The sequence below is a fragment of the Mesorhizobium sp. B2-4-13 genome (assembly GCF_006658535.1).
GTDB classification, from domain to species: Bacteria; Pseudomonadota; Alphaproteobacteria; order Rhizobiales; family Rhizobiaceae; genus Mesorhizobium; species Mesorhizobium australicum.
Genome location: NZ_VFVB01000005.1, coordinates 231,781 through 250,265, shown reverse-complemented (window position 1 = coordinate 250,265; position 18,485 = coordinate 231,781). Strand labels below are relative to the sequence as shown.

18 protein-coding genes are annotated in these 18,485 nt (G+C 64.5%); 16 read left to right on the top strand and 2 right to left on the bottom strand.

Features of this window, described 5'->3' with window-relative positions; translation table 11 throughout:
- The first annotated feature begins 1 nt into the window (after position 1).
- The 3 genes from FJ936_RS16355 to FJ936_RS16345 all read left to right on the top strand — a co-directional run bounded on the left by FJ936_RS16355 (position 2) and on the right by FJ936_RS16345 (position 4,113).
- Complete coding sequence (locus FJ936_RS16355; RefSeq protein WP_181171352.1) at positions 2-982, top strand: ABC transporter permease; 981 nt, start codon at positions 2-4, stop codon at positions 980-982.
- Between the two features lie 3 nt (positions 983-985).
- Positions 986-1,933 carry an ABC transporter permease gene (locus FJ936_RS16350; protein WP_140618406.1) on the top strand — a complete coding sequence of 316 codons (948 nt, stop codon included), beginning with the start codon at positions 986-988 and terminating at the stop codon, positions 1,931-1,933.
- A 119-nt stretch (positions 1,934-2,052) separates the two neighbouring features.
- Positions 2,053-4,113 (top strand): 3-hydroxyacyl-CoA dehydrogenase NAD-binding domain-containing protein, encoded by a 2,061-nt coding sequence (locus FJ936_RS16345; RefSeq protein ID WP_140791425.1) that lies wholly within the window; start codon positions 2,053-2,055, stop codon positions 4,111-4,113.
- Positions 4,114-4,140: 27 nt separating this feature from the next.
- Here FJ936_RS16345 and FJ936_RS16340 read toward each other — a convergent pair whose 3' ends face one another.
- Positions 4,141-4,953 (bottom strand): LuxR C-terminal-related transcriptional regulator, encoded by an 813-nt coding sequence (locus FJ936_RS16340; RefSeq protein WP_140791427.1) that lies wholly within the window; start codon positions 4,951-4,953, stop codon positions 4,141-4,143.
- A gap of 114 nt (positions 4,954-5,067) precedes the next feature.
- Here FJ936_RS16340 and FJ936_RS16335 point away from each other — a divergent pair, with 114 nt between their 5' ends.
- The 10 genes from FJ936_RS16335 (at position 5,068) to FJ936_RS16290 (ending at position 14,635) form a co-directional block, all read left to right on the top strand.
- Positions 5,068-6,204: an ABC transporter ATP-binding protein gene (locus FJ936_RS16335; protein ID WP_140791428.1), complete on the top strand. Its 1,137-nt coding sequence runs from the start codon at positions 5,068-5,070 to the stop codon at positions 6,202-6,204.
- Positions 6,185-7,348: a spermidine/putrescine ABC transporter substrate-binding protein gene (locus tag FJ936_RS16330; protein ID WP_015315088.1), complete on the top strand. Its 1,164-nt coding sequence runs from the start codon at positions 6,185-6,187 to the stop codon at positions 7,346-7,348. The genes FJ936_RS16335 and FJ936_RS16330 overlap by 20 nt, the downstream gene beginning before the upstream one ends.
- Before the next feature lie 36 nt (positions 7,349-7,384).
- The gene (locus FJ936_RS16325; RefSeq protein WP_015315089.1) at positions 7,385-8,275 is read left to right on the top strand and encodes an ABC transporter permease; all 891 of its coding nucleotides are present in this window, start codon (positions 7,385-7,387) and stop codon (positions 8,273-8,275) included.
- Positions 8,275-9,087, top strand: coding sequence for an ABC transporter permease (locus FJ936_RS16320; RefSeq protein ID WP_140791430.1), 813 nt, complete (start codon positions 8,275-8,277; stop codon positions 9,085-9,087). Before FJ936_RS16325 ends, FJ936_RS16320 begins: the two co-directional genes overlap by 1 nt.
- Positions 9,088-9,097: 10 nt before the next feature.
- Positions 9,098-9,859 carry a glucose 1-dehydrogenase gene (locus FJ936_RS16315; RefSeq protein ID WP_140791432.1) on the top strand — a complete coding sequence of 254 codons (762 nt, stop codon included), beginning with the start codon at positions 9,098-9,100 and terminating at the stop codon, positions 9,857-9,859.
- Between the two features lie 285 nt (positions 9,860-10,144).
- Complete coding sequence (locus FJ936_RS16310) at positions 10,145-10,963, top strand: hypothetical protein (protein ID WP_140791434.1); 819 nt, start codon at positions 10,145-10,147, stop codon at positions 10,961-10,963.
- Between the two features lie 170 nt (positions 10,964-11,133).
- Positions 11,134-11,388, top strand: coding sequence for a serine hydrolase (locus FJ936_RS16305; RefSeq protein WP_246680482.1), 255 nt, complete (start codon positions 11,134-11,136; stop codon positions 11,386-11,388).
- A 336-nt stretch (positions 11,389-11,724) separates the two neighbouring features.
- Complete coding sequence (locus tag FJ936_RS31275) at positions 11,725-11,958, top strand: hypothetical protein (protein ID WP_348642609.1); 234 nt, start codon at positions 11,725-11,727, stop codon at positions 11,956-11,958.
- A gap of 5 nt (positions 11,959-11,963) precedes the next feature.
- Positions 11,964-13,334, top strand: coding sequence for a glutamine synthetase family protein (locus FJ936_RS16295; protein WP_141906816.1), 1,371 nt, complete (start codon positions 11,964-11,966; stop codon positions 13,332-13,334).
- A 2-nt stretch (positions 13,335-13,336) separates the two neighbouring features.
- Positions 13,337-14,635: an FAD-binding oxidoreductase gene (locus FJ936_RS16290; RefSeq protein WP_181171356.1), complete on the top strand. Its 1,299-nt coding sequence runs from the start codon at positions 13,337-13,339 to the stop codon at positions 14,633-14,635.
- 54 nt (positions 14,636-14,689) lie between these two features.
- Here FJ936_RS16290 and FJ936_RS16285 read toward each other — a convergent pair whose 3' ends face one another.
- A complete protein-coding gene (locus FJ936_RS16285; RefSeq protein ID WP_140791438.1) occupies positions 14,690-15,460 on the bottom strand; it encodes an IclR family transcriptional regulator C-terminal domain-containing protein in 771 nt (256 codons plus the stop codon).
- Between the two features lie 121 nt (positions 15,461-15,581).
- On the opposite strand from FJ936_RS16285, the gene FJ936_RS16280 reads away from it, so the two are divergent.
- Genes FJ936_RS16280 through pcaF form a run of 3 tightly spaced genes read left to right on the top strand, consistent with a single transcriptional unit; the run spans position 15,582 to position 18,443 of the window.
- Complete coding sequence (locus tag FJ936_RS16280; RefSeq protein WP_140719808.1) at positions 15,582-16,439, top strand: CoA transferase subunit A; 858 nt, start codon at positions 15,582-15,584, stop codon at positions 16,437-16,439.
- Complete coding sequence (locus FJ936_RS16275; RefSeq protein WP_140719810.1) at positions 16,436-17,236, top strand: CoA-transferase subunit beta; 801 nt, start codon at positions 16,436-16,438, stop codon at positions 17,234-17,236. Before FJ936_RS16280 ends, FJ936_RS16275 begins: the two co-directional genes overlap by 4 nt.
- Position 17,237: 1 nt before the next feature.
- The gene (pcaF, locus tag FJ936_RS16270; RefSeq protein ID WP_140719812.1) at positions 17,238-18,443 is read left to right on the top strand and encodes a 3-oxoadipyl-CoA thiolase; all 1,206 of its coding nucleotides are present in this window, start codon (positions 17,238-17,240) and stop codon (positions 18,441-18,443) included.
- Positions 18,444-18,485 lie beyond the last annotated feature (42 nt).

Below are 18,485 nucleotides of genomic sequence, written 5' to 3'. Positions count from 1 at the left end.
GATGACGGCGACGCCAATCGACAATGGCTTCAAGGGATCGGCGGCACGCAACGCGGCGGCGCGGGCGCGGCTGTTGCGCGGCCTGCTGCCCGCGCTATCGCTGGCGCTGGTGTTGCTCGCGATCGCCTGGCTCAATCCGCGCGCCATCAGCTATTTCGGCTTCAGCCTGATGTTGAACCTGGCGATTCCGATCGCGCTGGCGACGATCGCGCAGATGTTCGTCATCGCCGGCAACGAGCTTGATCTCTCGATCGGCACCTTTGTCGGTTTTGTCGGTTGCGTCACCGCGACCTGGCTTAAGGATGCGCCGCTCATCGGCATCCTCATTCTCGCCGGATCGATCGGCATTTATGCGCTGCTCGGCGCGCTGATCCATCTGCGCAACCTGCCCTCCATCGTGGTGACGCTCGGCATGAGCTTCGTCTGGCAGGGCCTCGCCATTCTCGTCCTGCCAAAACCGGGCGGCAAGGCGCCGGACTGGCTGCTGGCGATCATGTCGTTCAAGCCGCCTTTCATTCCGTTTCCGATCATCGCCGCGCTGCTAATCGCGGCCGTCGTGCATTTCGGCCTGATGCGTACCTCCTATGGGGTGATCCTGCGCGGCTCGGGCGGCAATCCGGCGGCGCTCAAGCGCGCCGGCTGGTCGCTGCTCAAGACCAAGATCGTGCTGTTTGCGCTGGCCGGCCTGTTCGGCGTGCTGTCGGGCATGGCGCTGATCGGCATCACCACCTCGGCTGACGCCAATATCGGCAATGGTTACACGCTGCTGGCCATCGCCGGCGTCATCCTCGGCGGCGGCGAGTTCGTCGGCGGCCGGGTCTCGCCGATCGGCGCCGTCATCGGCGCGCTGACGCTGGCGCTGGCCGCCTCGCCGCTGCTCACCTTCATGCACATTCCGCCCGACTGGCAGGTGGCCGCCAACGGCGCCATCCTGATCATCGTGCTTGCGGCGCGGGTGCTGATCAGCCGCAAGGAGAGGTGAGCGATGGCTTCGCTGAAAACCCTGCTCACAAAACCCTGGATCTGGTCGTTTGTCGGTGCGCTGCTGGTGTGGCTGGCGACGATCGCCTTCACCGGGGGCTATGGCGGCGGCGGCATGGTCACGGCGGCATTGTCGCTTGCCGTGTTCACCGTCATCGTCGGTGTCGGCCAGATGTTCGTCATCACGCTCGGACCCGGCAATGTCGACCTGTCGCTGCCGGCCAATATCGGCCTCGCCAGCGCGGTCGCCATGAAGGTGATGGGCGGCAGCGATGCCATGATCCTGGTCGGATTGCTGGCGGCGCTCGCCTGTGGCGCAGCGATCGGCGCCATCAACTATCTCTTGATCTGGGCGCTGCGCATTCCGCCGATCATCGCCACGCTGTCGGCGAGCTTCATCATCCAGTCGGTCGACATCAGCTATGGGCGCGGACTGCAGATCAAGCCGCCGCCTGGCTTCGCCGATTTCACCAACTGGCAGGTGCTGGGCGTGCCCGTGCTGGCAATCCTCACTGTGCTGTTCACCATCGGTGCGGCCATCGCCTTACAGCGCATGATCTATGGCCGCTCGGTGCTGGCGATCGGCCAGAACATCCGCGCCGCCTGGCTCGCCGGCGTCAATGTCGGGCGGATCCGTTTTCTCACCTATACGCTGTCGGGCGCGCTCGGCGGCATCGATGGCGCGCTGCTCGCCGGTTATTTCCGCGGCGCCAATGTCGACATCGGCAACGAATACCTGCTCGCTTCGATCGCCGTGGTCGTCATCGGCGGCACGTCGGTGGCGGGCGGCAAGGCGAATGTGCCGGGCGTCTGGGGCGCGGCGCTGTTCCTGGTGCTGCTGCTCACCATGCTCAACACATTCGGCGTCAGCGCCGGGGTGCGTCTCCTGCTGACCGGGCTTATCATCGTAGGGGTGATTACGGCTGCGGGCGGCGAGAAGGCGGTGCGCTGACCGCAACGTCTCCGGCGCGACCGCAGCCTATCCGCCAACCATTGGACCAGCCGGTTCCCATTCGCGGCGTGGCCTTGTAAACCGGTCCCCGATCTCAGTCGGTCTTGGGAGGCCCCCACTTGTCCAGTTCTGTCAGCGTCGCGAACGAGGGTGGCGTCGCCATCGTCACCATCGACAATCCGCCGGTAAACGCGCTGAGTTTCCACGTCCGCGAACCGCTGATGCAGGCTCTGGTCGCTTTGCGCGATGACGCATCGGTCGCGGCCATCGTCATCGCTTGCGCCGGCCGGACCTTCGTTGCCGGCGCCGACATCACCGAATTCGGCAAGCCGATGCAGCAGCCGGAATTGCGCGCCATCGTGGCTGTGCTGGAAGCCATCGCCAGGCCAACGGTCGCCGCCATCCACGGTACCGCGCTCGGCGGCGGGCTGGAATTGGCGCTCGGCTGCCATTTCCGCGTTGCCGATCAAGGCGCAAAGCTCGGCCTGCCCGAGGTGAAGCTCGGCATCCTGCCCGGTGGCGGCGGCACGGTGCGGCTGCCACGCTTGGTTGGCGCAGCCAAGGCATTGAAGATGATCGTTTCCGGTACACCGATCGGTGCCGATGAGGCTTACGGCGCCGGCCTGGTGGATGCCGTTTTCGAAGGCGATCTGACCACCCACGCCGTGAATTTCGCCCGCGAAATGGCCCGCAAGGGCGGTCCGTTCCCGCCGGTGCGCGACCGCGACGACGTCCTGAAGGAGACCGACCTTGCCGCCTTCGATGCGGAGGCCGCGGATCTTGCCCGCAAAGCGCGTGGCCTCGAAGCGCCAATCGCCTGTGCGCAGGCGGTGCGCAATGCCGTCACGCTGCCCTTCGACGAGGCGCTGGCGGAGGAGCGGGCGCTGTTCGTCAAGCTTGTCGCCAGCGACCAGTCGCGCGCCCAACGGCATTTGTTTTTCGCCGAACGCGAGGCGGCCAAGCTTCCCGGCAAGGACGTCGTCAAGCGCAGGATCGCCCGCGTCGGCGTCATCGGCGCCGGCACGATGGGCGGCGGCATTGCCGTGGCCTTCGCCAATGGCGGCTTTCCCGTCACCTTGCTGGAAACCAGCCAGGAGGCGCTGCGGCGCGGGCTGGCGACGATCGAGAAGAATTACACCGTCTCGGTTGCACGCGGCTCCTTGAGCGAGGATGCCAAGCGGCAGCGGCTCGCCCAGTTCAAAGGCACGATCGACCATGCCGATCTCGCCGAGTGCGACCTGATCGTCGAGGCGGCGTTCGAGGACATGGCGGTCAAGAAAGAAATCTTCGGGAAGCTCGACGCAGCGGCGAGGCCGGGCGCCATCCTCGCCACCAACACCTCTTATCTCGACATCGACGAAATCGCCGCCTCGACCTCGCGGCCGCAGGATGTGCTCGGCCTGCATTTCTTCTCGCCGGCCAACGTCATGAAACTGCTGGAGATCGTGCGCGCCGAAAAAACGGCGCCTGATGCGCTGGCGACCGTGATCGACCTTGCGCGCCGGATCGGCAAGGTGGCTGTCGTCGTCGGCGTCTGCCACGGCTTCGTCGGCAACCGTATGCTGGCCGCGCGCGGCTCGGAATCCGAAGCGCTGCTGCTCGAAGGCGCAACCCCCAGCCAGATCGACAAGGCGTTCACCGATTTTGGCTGGCCGATGGGTCCGTTCCAGATGGGCGACCTTGCCGGTCTCGACATCGGCTGGCGCAACCGCAAGGCGCGGGGCCTCACGGCCGTCATCGCCGACACGCTGTGCGAACAGGGGCGCTTCGGCCAGAAAACCGGCCGTGGCTTCTATCTCTACGAGAACGGTTCGCGCACGCCGGTGCCCGATCCAGAGGTCGAGGCGCTGATCCGCGACAAGGCGGCGGAAAAGGGCATCGTGCCGCGCACGATAGGCGCCGACGAAATCATCGAGCGCACACTCTATCCCCTGGTCAACGAAGGCGCGAAGATTCTGGAGGAGGGCATCGCGGCCCGTGCGTCCGACATCGATGTCGTCTGGGTCAATGGCTACGGCTTTCCCATCGGCAAGGGCGGCCCGATGTTCTGGGCCGGCCTCGAAGGCGCGGCCAGGATCGTCGGGCGACTCAGGTATTGGCATGAGCAGACGGGCAAGGATGTCTTCAAACCGGCGCCCTTGCTCGAGCGGATGGCCGAAACCGGCTCATGGGAAGCCTGATCCAGCGTAGTCAGCGGCCTGCGGGAATCACCGGATCCGCGCGTCGATGATCTCGACAAAGCGGGCGAAAAGGCCGGCCTGCGACTTGATGTTGAGCTTGCGGTAGATGTTGCGGCGATGAACCTTCACGGTTCCCGGCACGATGCGCATGGCCCTGGCGATCGATTCGGTCGAATGGCCCTGCAGCACCAGATCGACGACGTGTTTTTCGCGCGGCGTCAGCGACAGGCTTTTCCAGATATGGGCGCGGTCGAACTCGTTGACCTCGGTGATTTCCTCGTCCTGCTTCGTCTCGGCCGGTTCCTCGGTGGAAAGGGTTGGCCAGCGCAGCCTGATGAAGCTGATCACCGCCGGCGCCATGTCGCGCAGCAGCCTGGCATCGGCGGTGCCGAACGGACCGGAAGCGCTGAGCCGCATCAGCGACAGCACCAGCGCGTCCTTGCCCGGCAGCGGCACGAAGAAGCCGACTTCCTCGGCCAGCCTGGTCTGGCTGTAATAGGAGCGAAAATATTCGCTGGCGTAGAAGCGATCAGGAGCCAGTTCGCGCATGCGCCAGAACCCTTCCTTGCGCTCGACCGCCGCGTGATGGAAGGGGTCGAGCAGATAGGGGCCTTCCTGATAGAGCGCGACGAAGACGTGGCTTTCGGCCGGCGTGAAGGTCTCGAACAGCAGTGGCGGGCGCGCGGCACCCCGATAGCCGAAGATCACGCAATGGTCGAAGCCGACATGCTGCCGCAGCCAATCGACCATCGCTTGGCCGAAGAGATCGCCGCTCGTCTCCCGCGTCGCCGCGACAAGCGTGGCGAGCCGGCGGTATTCGTCGCTGCGGGAAGCGCTCAATCCAGTACCCCCTTAAACGGGAAAATAGATCAGATATACCACCTGCGAGGTATATACTAGCTGCCATTAGCTCTGGTAGCGTCTTGAAATCGCATCGTCCTGGAGCCCGCAGCCTTGACCGCAGTGCCCGACATCGAATTTCGCGGCGTCGCCAAGCGCTATGGCGCGGTGACCGCGGTCAGCGGCATCGACCTTGCCGTGCCGCCCTCCGCCTTCGTTGCGCTGCTTGGACCGTCCGGCTGCGGCAAGACCACCTGCCTGCGCATGATCGGCGGGTTCGAACAGCCGAGCGAAGGCCAGGTGTTCATCCGTGGCCAGGACATGGCCGGCACGCCGCCCTACCGACGGCCTGTCAACATGGTGTTCCAGCAATACGCGCTGTTTCCGCATCTCGATGTCGAAGCCAACGTTTCCTACGGGCTGCGCCAGGCAAGGCCACGGCTGTCGTCGCGCGATATCGGCCGGCGGGCCGGCGAAGCGCTCGAAATGGTGCGGCTCGCCGGCTATGGCGGCCGCAAGATCCACGAACTGTCCGGCGGCCAGCAGCAGCGTGTCGCGCTGGCGCGTGCATTGGTCAACAAGCCGGCGGTGCTGCTGCTCGACGAACCGCTGGCGGCGCTCGACAAGAAGCTGCGCACCGACATGCAGATCGAGCTGCAGAACCTGCAGCGCGAGATCGGCATCACCTTCGTGCTGGTGACCCACGACCAGGAGGAAGCGCTGTCGATGAGCGATTTCGTCTGCGTCATGAATGGCGGGCGCATCGTCCAGCTCGGCCAGCCGAGCGAGATCTATGACGAGCCGGCCGACCTGTTCGTCGCCGATTTCGTCGGCAAGACCAATCTGTTGAGCGGCACCGTCGCCGGGCACACGGGCGACCTGGTGGACGTGGCGCTGGCGGACGGCACTGTGGTCGCGGCGCGCAAGCGAGCCGCGCTTCGACAAGGCGAGACCGTCTCGGTCAGTCTGCGCCCCGAATCACTCAGCCTTGGCGCTCCCGAAAGCGGTCCGCTCAAGGGCATCGTCCGCAACCGGATATTCCTCGGCTCGACCGCGGAATACGCGATCGAAGTGCAGGGCATCGGCACTTTGCTCGCCAAGGCCGATCACCTGATCGGCCAAGGCAATCTCTTCAAGCCGGGTGAACCCGTCGCCATCGGCTATGCCACGGGAACGCCGCTGGCGTTTCCGGAAACCAAGAACAACGGGACCAACCAGAGGGTAAACAAACATGTCGAAATCATATCGTGACGGACTGCCGATAAGCCCAGAGAATTTCGTCGACCAGCTGATGCGCCTGAAGCGCGGCTCGATCGGCCGCCGCGACTTCCTTGGCCTCACCGGCCTTGGTATCGCAACGGCGGTGATGGCGCGCGAGATCGGCATCATGCCGACCCCTGCCTTCGCCGCCGAAAGCCTTGGCGACCGCATGTCGATCGCCACCTGGCCGAATTACCATGACCCGCAGACCTTCGAGAACTTCAAGAAGGACACCGGCGTCGCCGTCGAGGTCAACGTGTTCGGCTCCAATGAGGAGATGCTGGCTAAGCTGCAGGCCGGCGCCTCGGGCTGGAGCCTGTTCGTGCCGACCAATTATACGATCTCGACCTACAAGAAGCTCGGCATTATCGAGCCGCTGGAGATGGCGAAGCTGCCGAATTTCGACGGTACGCAGGAAGATCCGCGCTTCACCTCCGAGGGCACGATCGACAAGGTGATCTACGCCGTGCCGAAGAACTGGGGCACCACGGGCTTTGCAGTGAACACCAAGAAGCTGACCAAGCCGATGACGAGCTGGAAGGAGTTCTGGGATACCGCCATGGCCGAGGGCGATGGCCGCACCATGGTGCACGACTACCAGCTCACCACCATCGGCAACGCGCTGAAATATTACGGCTATTCGTTCAATTCGCTGAAGCAGGACGAGCTCGCCAAAGCAGAGGAACTGCTGCTGAAGGTCAAGCCGCATCTGTTCGCCGTCTCGTCCGACTACCAGCCGGGTATGCGTGCGGGCGACGCGTGGATGACGATGTGCTGGACCAATGACGGTGCGCAGCTGCATCGCGACATTCCCGAGATCGCCTATGTGCTGGGCAAGGAGGGCGGCGAGATCTGGACCGATTTTTATGCCATCCCGAAGGACGCGCCCAACAAGCCCGCCGGTTATGCGCTGCTCAACTATCTGATGAACCCCCAGGTCGCGGTGAAGGAGCACCTCGCCAACGGCGCGCCTTCGACGGATGCGCGCGTCAACAAGCTGCTGCCCAAGGAAGTGCTCGACAATCCGATCCTCTATCCGGCGGCGGAGCTGTTGACGCCGCTCGAATTCGGCGCGGCGGCAACGCTGACCGACCCGGGCCGTGCCGAACTGATGGCGCGCTTCAAATCGGCTTGAGACTGGCCTGGATAAAGACAATCGACCGGCGGGCCCATGCTCGCCGGCACCGGGGCGGTTTCGATGCACGGCAACAGATTTCGGCGTAATTTCCTGACCGCCTTGCTGCTCGCGCCGGCGACAGCATGGCTGGTGGTCTTCCTGGTGCTGCCATTCATCGCCATCGCCGTGTTCAGCGTCGGCGAGCGGGCGCCCGAGGGCGGCTACCAGGCAGCCTTCACGCTGGCGCAGTATGCCAATCTCCCGGCACGGGCGACCGCGTTCTGGAACACGATGGTGCTGGCGCCAGTGGGCGCGCTCGCCTGCCTGCTCGTCGCCTATCCCGTCGCTTATTACCTCGCCCTGCGGGCGCCGCAGCGCTGGCGGCTGATCCTGCTCGCGCTGGTCGTCATTCCGTTCTGGACCAGCCTTTTGATGCGGACCTATGCCTGGATGTACATTCTGGGTGGACGCGGCATCCCGGCGCTGCTCGCCTTTGCCGGCATCGAGGATGTCAGGTTGATCAACACGCCGGGCGCGGTCCTGCTCGGCATCGTCTACGGCTATCTGCCGCTGATGATCCTGCCGATCTATGTCAGCCTCGAACGGCTCGACCGAAGGCTGCTGGAGGCCTCCGCCGATCTCGGCGCGAGGCCGTTGTCGACCTTTCTCGGCGTGACCCTGAAGCTGTCGCTGCCGGGCGTGATGACCGGCTTCTCGCTGGTCATGATCCTGCTGCTCGGCGAATACCTGATCCCGACGCTGCTTGGCGGTGGCAAGGTGTTCTTCATCGGCAACGCGCTGGTCGACCTCTTCCTGCAGTCGCGCAACTGGCCGTTCGGGTCGGCCATCGCGATCACGCTGGTGCTGGTCTCGGTGGTGGTGCTGATTGTCGCCAACCGCATTTCGAACCGCGTTGCGGGCGCTCGCCGGGTGGACCTCATCTGATGCGCGCCTTCGTCATCGCCGCCTTTGCGTTCCTCTATCTGCCGATCGTGCTGGTCGTGCTGTTTTCCTTCAACGCCGGCCACCACGCCAGCGAGTTCACCGGTTTCTCGGTGCAGTGGTATGGCAAGGCCCTGTCCAACCCGTTCCTGGTCGAGGCGCTGAAGAACAGCCTGTTCATCGCCAGCACCAGCGCCCTGCTGGCGGCGGTGTTCGGCACCGCGGCGGCGCTTGGCCTGGCGCGTGTCGGCGCCAGAACCCGCGCCGTCTTCGACGGCCTGCTTGGCGCGGCGATCGTCGTTCCGGGCGTCGTCATCGGCATCTCGACGCTGGTCGCGCTCGTTCAGCTGTTCGCGGTCGTCAATCCGTTCCTCGCCTCGGTCTGGCCGGGCGACCAGCCGCCGCGCCTGTCGCTCGGCTACGGCTCGATCATCGCCGCGCATGGCCTGTTCTCGATGGCGCTGGTGACGATGATCGTCGGCACGCGGCTTGGCAGCCTCGATCGCAATCTGGTCGAGGCCTCCAGCGATCTATACGCCACGCCGTTGACGACCTTCCGCTCGATCGTCCTGCCGCAGATCATGCCGGCGGTGGTCGCCGGTTTCCTGCTCGCTTTCACCTTCTCCTTCGACGACTTCATCGTCGCCTTCTTCGTTGCCGGCGCGCAGACGACGCTGCCGATCTATGTCTTTGCCTCTATCCGGCGCGGCGTAACGCCGGAGATCAACGCCATCGCGACGATCGTGCTCGTCGCCTCCGTCCTGCTCGTGGTGCTTGCCCAATGGCAACTGCGCCAGCGCAAGCCGTCAAACTGAAAGCCGCTCCATGATTCTCAAAGACCGCATCGCCGTGGTGACAGGCGCCGGCTCCGGCATCGGACGTGCCGGCGCCATGATCATGGGCAGGGAAGGCGCGGTGGTCGTTATCGCCGACAGGGACGGGGCCGCCGGCGAGACAACGGCCGCGGATATCCGGGCGGCGGGCGGCCGGGCCGAGGCGATCGCGACCGACGTCTCGAACGACAATGCGATCGACCAGCTCATCGTTGGCACGCTCGACAGACATCAGCGCATCGACATCCTGCATAATCATGCCGGCATCCAGGTCGGCGGCACGCTGACCGAGGTCGAGACCGCCGGCATGGACGCCTCCTGGCGGGTCAATGTGCGGGCGCAATTCCTCGCGGCGAGGATCGTCATGCCGTCGATGATCGCGCAAGGCGGTGGCGTGATCCTCAACACGGCTTCGAATTCGGGTGTGTTCTACGACCGCGAGATGATCGCCTATGCGACGTCGAAACATGCCGTGGTGGCGATGACCAGACAGATGTCGCTCGACTATGCCCGGCACAATGTGCGCGTCAACGCGCTCTGCCCGGGCTGGGTCGACACCCCATTCAACGAGCCGTTCATCGCCCAGATGGGCGGACGCGAGGCGATCGAAACCTATGTCCGCACCAAGATCCCGATGGGGCGCTGGGCGGTGGTCGAAGAGATCGCCGAGGCGATCCTGTTCCTGGTCTCGGACCGTTCATCCTTCATGACCGGGCAAGCGCTGGTGATCGATGGCGGCGAGAGCATCGGCTGACGCTGCTTTCATCGATCGACCTTTCCCAGTTCAGCCCCGCTTTTTCTGTCGTTTCGCGGGATGCCGGACGGCACAAGACCATGGTCTGGCGGGCATGGGACTTCAGTGCCAAGCCAGGTCAAAGCGGTATATTTCCTTATCTTTTCAAGTGGTTGTTGATCCGGCGCAGCGCGCGCTCTCGGATTGAGACCGCATTTGTCTAAAGTTTACCGGGTATGATTAGCGATTTCTCATACGCAGGTGGTTCAGCGGTGGGCGAGTGCGGCGATTCCCGAGGAGATTAGCATGACAAACCGGAAAACACTGTTCGCGGCCGTGGCCGCATTGGCGCTCCTGGCGTCTCCGGCGCTCGCCGGCAATGGGCATGGCAATGGCGGCGGCAATGCTGGAGGCAATGGCGGCGGCAACGGCAATGGCGGCGGCAATGGCGGCACCCATGGGAATGGCAACGGCAACAGCGGTGCTTCGCACGGCAAGTCGTCGGCACCGGGACGGGCAGCCAAGACGGACACCGACACAACGGCCGACGCCACGGTCGATACGAACACAAAGGTCTCGTCCGTGCCCAAGGAGAAGAATATCCACGCCAAGCTTGGCCGGCTGAACTCGCTGCAGCGCAACGTCAACGCCTATATGAACTCCAAGAGCAAGAAGTTCGCCGCCGTTCAGGCATTCGTGACGCAGTCCGCGAAAGCCAAGAACGCGCAGACCGCGGCTGCGGCGGCCGCTGCCACGGCTGCCGCGGCCCAGGCTCAACTGGATACGCTGAATTCGCAGTTGAGCGCACTGACGTCGCTGTCTCAGGCCGAAATCGACGCCATGACAGCCGAACAGCAGGCGGCCCTGCCCGGCCAGATATCGGCGCTGCAGGCTGACATCACTGCCCAGCAGGCGGTGGTCGACGCCGACAATACTGCGGCCGATGAGGCTGCGGCCGCGGCTGCGGCGGCAGCGGTCGGCACCGATGATGCATCGCTCGATTCGGCGCTGACCGACATGGCCAACAAGCCGGTCGACGCCGAGGTCACGGCCTGGGCCCAAGGTGTTCTTGCCGGCAAGATCGACCAGACGGCGGCCAAGCTTCAGGCGGAAACGACGCCGTAGCGGTTCGTCGCTGAAAAGGCCCGTAGTTACCAGAGGAGATGCCGCTGGGCTTGGCCTGGCGGCATCGTTTTCCTCCTGGAGCCGTTCCCGTTCAACGACAACGCAGAACCGCTTCTCGCTTCGACCTGATTGTCGGCGAAAAAAGCCGAGCGCGGCTTGTCGACTGGCTGGTGGCCAACAAGACCGGTGGTGAGCGCATCAGGGCGGGCCTGCCGAGAGGCTTGAAATGCGGCGACAAGACCGGGACCGGCGAGCGCGGCAGTACCAATGATGCCGCCGTCATCTGGCCGGCCTCGGGCAATCCGGTTCTGATGTCGATCTATCTGACCGGCACCGAGCAGAGCCTGAACGGCGCGGCTCTGCCGCGCCGCCGGTTTCACACACATCCAGCCGTTCCGGGTCATGCATCAGCGTCTTCCGGCTGAAGCAATCGTTGCGCGAGCACCTCAATACACTCGACCATCTCGACAACCGGCGATATGAAATGGGTGCCGATCTGTTCGCATCCCCTGCGCCTCTCCCGCAGCCAGGGACCGCAGGCGGCCAGGCAAGGAGCCGCACTGTTCGGCGTGATCAGCCGGCCGGATTGAAGAGGATGAATTGACGCGTAAAGCCAGCCCGACCATCGCGCTGTTTTCCAAGGCGGGCTCTGGCGCCGCGCTGAACTGCATCGGCATCGCACAGGCCTTGCGCGCCCGGGGCGCCCAGCCTTCATCCACCACGGCGGCAATAAAAGCTTTTGCGAGGCGCTGCGCTTCGGCGTGCCGTCGCTGATCATGCTCTATTGCTGGGACGACAATGCGCAACGCGCCGGAGAGACCGGCGATCATATCGGCCGCGACGGCTGGACCGAAGGGGGATTGGAGAGAGCCATTCTCGGCCTGCTGGCCGATGACGCCATGCGCGCCCGGCTCAGGGACAATACAGCCGAGATAGCGCTGAAATCCGGAACGGACGAGGCCGCGCAAGCCATTGTCTCCATGATACGGACATGAACGAAATGCTTGATAAGAACACGAATACCGCAACCAACGACCCCAAGGCCTGGCTCACGCAGCACGGCATCACCGAGGTCGAGTGCCTGGTGCCCGACATGAACGGCGTGTTGCGCGGCAAGGCGCTGCCGACCGCCAAACTCCTCAAGGCGCTGGAAGACCGCGCGCTCTACCTGCCGAGCAGCGCCTTCCTGGTCAGCATCGACGGTCGCTATTCCGGCTCTATCGACGAGGGTTTTGCTTATTCGGACCCCGACATGCGCATGGTGCCCGATGTCTCGACGCTGTGCCTGGCGCCGGGTGCGGGGGCGGGCAAGGCCTATGTCTTCGCCGACGCCTTCCACATGGACGGCAGGCCATGGATGGCCTCGCCACGCCATGTGCTGCGCGCCGTGCTCGATCTCTATCGCAAGCGCGGCTGGGGCGCGGTGGTGGCGCCGGAACTTGAATTCTATCTGACCGCACCGAATCCCGATCCGGACAAGCCCCTCACCGCCCCGGTCGGCGCCAACGGCCGCGCCGAGGGTGTGCAGCATCCCTATGACATGGCCGCGCTGGAAGAATTCGAGCCGGTGATCCGGCGCATCTACGACTATTCAGCGGCGGCCGGTCTGCCGCTCGACACGCTGATCCATGAATCGGGTACGGCGCAGCTGGAAATCAACCTGCTGCATGGCGACGCCCTGCCGCTTGCCGACCAGGTGCTTTTGTTCAAGCGGTTTACGCGCCAGGCCGCGCAGCAATGCGGCATGCATGCGACCTTCATGGCCAAGCCGATCGCGGCCCAGGCCGGCAGCTCGATGCATCTGCACATGTCGGTCGTCGACGAGGCCGGCAACGCGCTTTTCGCCAGCGGCGACGATGCCGACACCGGAATGTTCGGCCACTTCATCGGCGGATTGCAGAAATACGTTCCGGAAATCATGCCGCTGTTCGCGCCAAACGTGAACTCTTTCCGCCGCATAAGGCCCAACCACAGCGCACCCGCCAATATCGAGTGGTCGCATGACAACCGCTCCTGCGGCCTGCGCGTGCCGGCGGGGGGACGCGCCGCGCGGCGGGTGGAGAACCGGCTGCCCGGGGCGGATTGCAATCCCTATCTGGCGATCGCCGGATCGCTGCTTGCCGGCTATCTGGGCGTCGAGCAGAAATTGGCGCGCTCGGCCGAGGCGTCGGGCAATGCCTACAAGATCAGGAGCACGCTGCCTAAGACCATGGAGGAGGCGCTGGATCGTTTCGAGGCTTGTGCCCCGGTGCGAGAGCTGCTCGGCGAGGACTTCTTCCAGACCTATCTGCGCGTCAAGAGCGTCGAACTCGACCTATTCCAAAGCGTGGTGACGAGCTGGGAACGCGACCATCTCTTGCTGAAGGTGTGATCATGGCATCTTCAACGGGTTTCAATTCCGGTCTCGACATCGGCAAATCCTACTACGTCGCCACCGCCAATCCGGCGCCGGACCATCCAGCGCTCGTCGGCGATGCCGAAACCGACCTGGTCATCGTCGGCGGCGGCTGCACCGGGCTGTCGGCCGCCCTTCACGCCGCCGAACGCGGGCTGAAGGTGGTGCTGCTCGAAGGCGGCAAGATCGGCTGGGGCGCATCGGGCCGAAATGGCGGCCAGATGATCCCCGGCCTGCGCAAGGGCGCCAAGGGCCTGATCAAGCTCTACGGAGCCGAGCGCGCCAAGGTGCTGTTCGCTCTCGCTTTCGAGGCGCGCGGCCTGGTGCTCGACATCATCGAACGCAATGCCATCGAGTGCGATCTCAGGCTGACCGGCCATCTGGTCGGCGCGGTCAACGGATCCGACCTCAGGGATCTGGAAGAAGAGGCCAAGTGCCTCGAGAGCGTGATGAAATTCCGCGATGTCGAGATACTCTCGGCGGCGGCGGCTCGGGCCAAGGTCGACACGCCTTATCATGGCGCTATGTATGAGCCGCTCGGCGGCCACATGCATCCGCTCAACTACACGCTTGGGCTTGCCCGCGCGGCTGTCGCGGCCGGCGTGGTCATCCACGAAAACTCGGTGGCCGTGAAGCTGGAGCGCGAACCCTCGATCCGGGTCTCGACTGCAAAGGGATCGGTGCGGGCCAGACATGTCGTGCTGGCGGGCGACGCGCTGCTCAACGGGCTGGAGCCGCGCGTCAACAGTCGCATCATGCCGGTCGGTAACTACATTGTCGCCACCGAGCCGCTGGAGGGCGCGCGCAACGTCATCCCGGCCAATGTCGCGGTGTCCGACACACGCTTCGTCGTCAACTATTACCGGATGTCCGCCGATGGACGCCTGCTGTTCGGCGGCGGCGAGCGCTACACGCCGTCACCGCCGGCCGACATTGCCGGCTTCGTGCGGCCGCACATGGAGAGCACCTTTCCGCAACTCAAGGGCTGCCGCATCGACCATGCCTGGGGCGGGCTGGTGTCGGTAACGACGTCGCGGCTGCCGCATGTCGGGCACTATGGCGAGGTCTATTTCGCGCACGGCTATTCAGGCAAGGGCGTCATCCTGTCGACGCTCTCGGGCAAGCTTTTGGCCGAGGCGATCACCGGCGATGCCTCACGGCTCGACCTGTTCTCGACGCTGACACCAATGCCGTTCCCGGGCGGCACGGCGCTGCGCGGGCCGCTCTATGTGCTGGGCATGCTGTGGTACGCGATGCGGGACCGGATCAAGCATTGAGGGCGCTATTTAGACGCTGGCGGGCCAACGCCAGGGAAGCCTAACAGGCCTCTATCAGACGACAAAGAAATCCTCGACACGCTGTCTGGCCTCAAGCAGCGCAGGCAAGATCTCCCGCTCCATATCCGCGACGGAAAACCGTGCCGACTGGGTCGAGACATTGATCGCCGCGACCGTGCGCCCAGCGCGGTCGCGGATCGGCACGGCGATGGAGCGCAGGCCGAGTTCCAGCTCTTCGTCGACGATGGCGAAGCCATCCGTTCTGGCTTTGGCAATGGCCTTTGCCAGCAACGGTCTTTCAACAATTGTCTTCGGCGTCCGCCGCTCGACCGTTGCCTTACGGAAGAAGGCGTCCAATTCCGCCGGTGTCAGCCCCGCCAGCAGCATCCGCCCCATCGAGGTGCAATAAGCGGGTAGCCTGGTGCCGACATCGAGCGATACGCTCAGGATCCGCCGGCCGGGAACGCGGGCGACATAGACGACATCATCGCCTGACAGGATCGCCGCCGAACAAGCTTCGTTGAGCTGCGCGGCGATGGCGCGCATGATAGGCGCGGCGAAGCTCCAGAGCGAGGCGCCGCCAAGCCAGCTGCGCGCAACGGTCAGCAGGCGCGGGGACAGGGAGAACACACGCCCCGATTGCGTCGCATAGCCGGTAGCGGTGAGCGTCAGCAGGAATCGCCGGGCGCCGGCACGGGTCAGGCCGGCTTGTTCGGCCATTTCGGTCAGGGTCATGCCGGAGGGATGGCGGGCCAATATCTCCATCACGCCGAGTCCGCGCTCGAGCGAGCCGACGTGATCACGGGAAACGGTCTCGTTGTCCATCTCATCTCTCGGTCCGGGCGATCTCGCCACGATTGACACCCCGGCTCAACGGAGTTTAGAAAGTATCGCATTCAATACATGTGTTCGCAATACGAACTTTTGGACTCTGGGAGTCGCCGCGATGGTCAAGTTCCTGCCGCTCAAACAGGCCGTGGCCGAGAACCTGAACGATGGCGACACCGCTGCCTTCGAAGGTTTCACCCACCTGATCCCGACGGCTGCGGCGCATGAGGCGATCCGCCAGGGATATCGCGACCTGACCCTGATCCGCATGACGCCGGACCTGATCTACGACCAGATGATCGGCATGGGCATGGCCCAGAAAATCGTCTTCTCCTATGTCGGCAATCCCGGTGTCGGCCTGCTGCGGCGCGCCCGCGATGCGATCGAGAACGGTTTTCCCCGCTCGATCGCGGTCGAGGAACACAGCCATGCCGGCATGGCCAATGGCTACGAGGCGGGTGCGGCCGGCCTGCCCTGCGCGGTGTTCCGCGGCTATCGCGGCACGGGGCTGGCTGATGTCAATCCGAACATCAAAGCGGTGACCTGTCCGTTCACCGGCGAGATGCTGGCGGCCGTGCCTTCCATCCGGCCCGATGTCACTTTCATCCATGCGCAGAAAGCCGACCGAAAAGGCAATGTGCTGGTCGAAGGCATCATCGGCGTCCAGAAGGAGGCGGTATTGGCGGCGAGGCGCGCGGTGGTGACGGTGGAGGAGGTGGTCGACAATTTTGACGATCTTCACCCCAATCTGACTGTGCTGCCCCGCTGGACGATCGCGGCGATCTCGGTCGTGCCCGGCGGCTCGCACCCCTCCTATGCCCATGGCTATTATGCGCGCGACAATGCCGCCTATATCGAATGGGACGAGGTCGCGGCCGACCGCGAGAAATTCCGGGCCTGGATGCAGGCAAACGTGATCGAGAAAAGTCCCGACGATTTCGCGGCCCGGGTCTCGCATCTGCGGAACGCGGCATGAGCGACAATCAGCTGGGCTTCACCCCCAACGAGATGATGACGATCGCCGCGAGCCGGGCGCTGAGGAATGACGATGTCTGCTTCGTCGGCATCGGCGCGCCGTCCGCGGCATGCAACGTCTCGCGGCTGACGCATGCGCCCGACATCACCTTGATCTATGAGAGCGGCACGATCGGTACGGCGCCCGACGTGCTGCCGCTGTCGATCGGCGATGGCGAATTGTGCGAAACCGCCGTCACCACCGTCGCGGTGCCGGAGATGTTCCGCTACTGGCTGCAGGGCGGCCGCATTTCCATCGGGTTCCTCGGTGCGGCGCAGCTCGACAAGTTCGGCAACATCAACACCACTGTGATAGGCGACTATTTCCATCCCAAGACCCGACTGCCCGGCGGCGGCGGCGCGCCGGAGATCGCGACATCGTCGAAGGAGATCTACATCACTATGGCGCAGACCAAGCGCGGCATGGTCGAGAAGATCGACTTTGTCACCTCCTTCGGCCATGGCGAGGGCGGCGATCATCGACAGCGGTTGGGCATCGAGACCGCGGGCCCCACGCTGCTGATCACCGATCTTGCCATCTGGAAGCCCGATCCGGTGACCAAGGAATTCACGGTCGTGTCGCTGCACCCCAAGGTAACCCGTCAGCAGGTGCAGGAGAGCTGTGGCTGGGTTGTTAAGTTCGCCGAGGCGCTTGACGAAACACCCGCGCCAAGCGAACTCGAACTGAAGACATTGCGCGACCTGCAGGCCCGCACCAAGGCGGCGCATGAGGGAACCGGAAAAACAAAGGCTGCATAAAATGGCCGAGGCCTACATCTGCGACTACATCCGCACGCCGATCGGCCGCTTCGGCGGTTCGCTGTCTTCGGTTCGTGCCGACGATCTTGCCGCCATCCCGCTGAAGGCTTTGCTCGAGCGGAATCCCGGGATCGATTGGCAGCGGATCGACGATGTCGTCTATGGCTGCGCCAACCAGGCCGGCGAGGACAACCGCAACGTGGCGCGCATGGCCTTGCTGCTAGCTGGGCTGCCGAAGGAGATACCAGGCTCGACGGTCAATCGTCTGTGCGGCTCGGGCATGGACGCGCTGACCATCGCGGCGCGTGCCATCAAGGCCGGCGAGGCGGAACTGATGATCGCGGGTGGTGTCGAATCGATGAGCCGCGCGCCTTTCGTCATGCCCAAGGCTGACACGGCGTTCTCGCGCAATGCCGAGATCTATGACACCACCATCGGCTGGCGCTTCGTCAACCCGCTGATGAAGAAGCAATACGGCGTCGATTCCATGCCGGAAACCGGCGAGAATGTGGCGGAAGACTTCGCTGTTTCCCGCTCGGACCAAGATGCCTTTGCCGTGCGCAGCCAGGACAAGGCGGTCGCGGCCCAAGCCAATGGCCGGCTGGCGAAGGAGATCACCCCGGTGACCATCCCACAGCGCAAGGGAGATGCGGTCACTATCAGCAAGGATGAACATCCTCGCGCCGGCACAACCGTCGAGGCGCTGGCCAAATTGCCGACGCCGTTCCGGCAAGGTGGCACGGTGACGGCCGGCAATGCGTCTGGTGTCAATGACGGCGCTGCGGCGCTCATTGTTGCCTCGGAAGCGGCGGTGAAGACATGCGGGCTGACGCCGATCGCCCGTATTCTTGGCGGGGCCGCCGCCGGGGTCGCGCCGCGCATCATGGGCATCGGTCCGGCGCCGGCGACGCAGAAACTTTGTGCGCGGCTTGGCCTGACGCCGGAACAATTCGATGTCATCGAACTCAACGAAGCCTTTGCCTCGCAAGGCATCGCCGTGCTGCGCCAACTCGGCATTGCCGAGGATGCGCCGCACGTGAACCCGAATGGCGGCGCCATCGCACTTGGCCATCCCCTGGGCATGTCGGGCGCGCGCATCTCCGGCACGGCGGCGCTGGAGCTGCGCGAGCGCGGCGGCCGCTATGCGCTGGCCACCATGTGCATCGGCGTCGGCCAGGGCATTGCCATCGCGCTCGAACGGGCCTGAGCAATCGCTCTTCCTGGCAGGCCAGGAGAGTGGATATGCTCG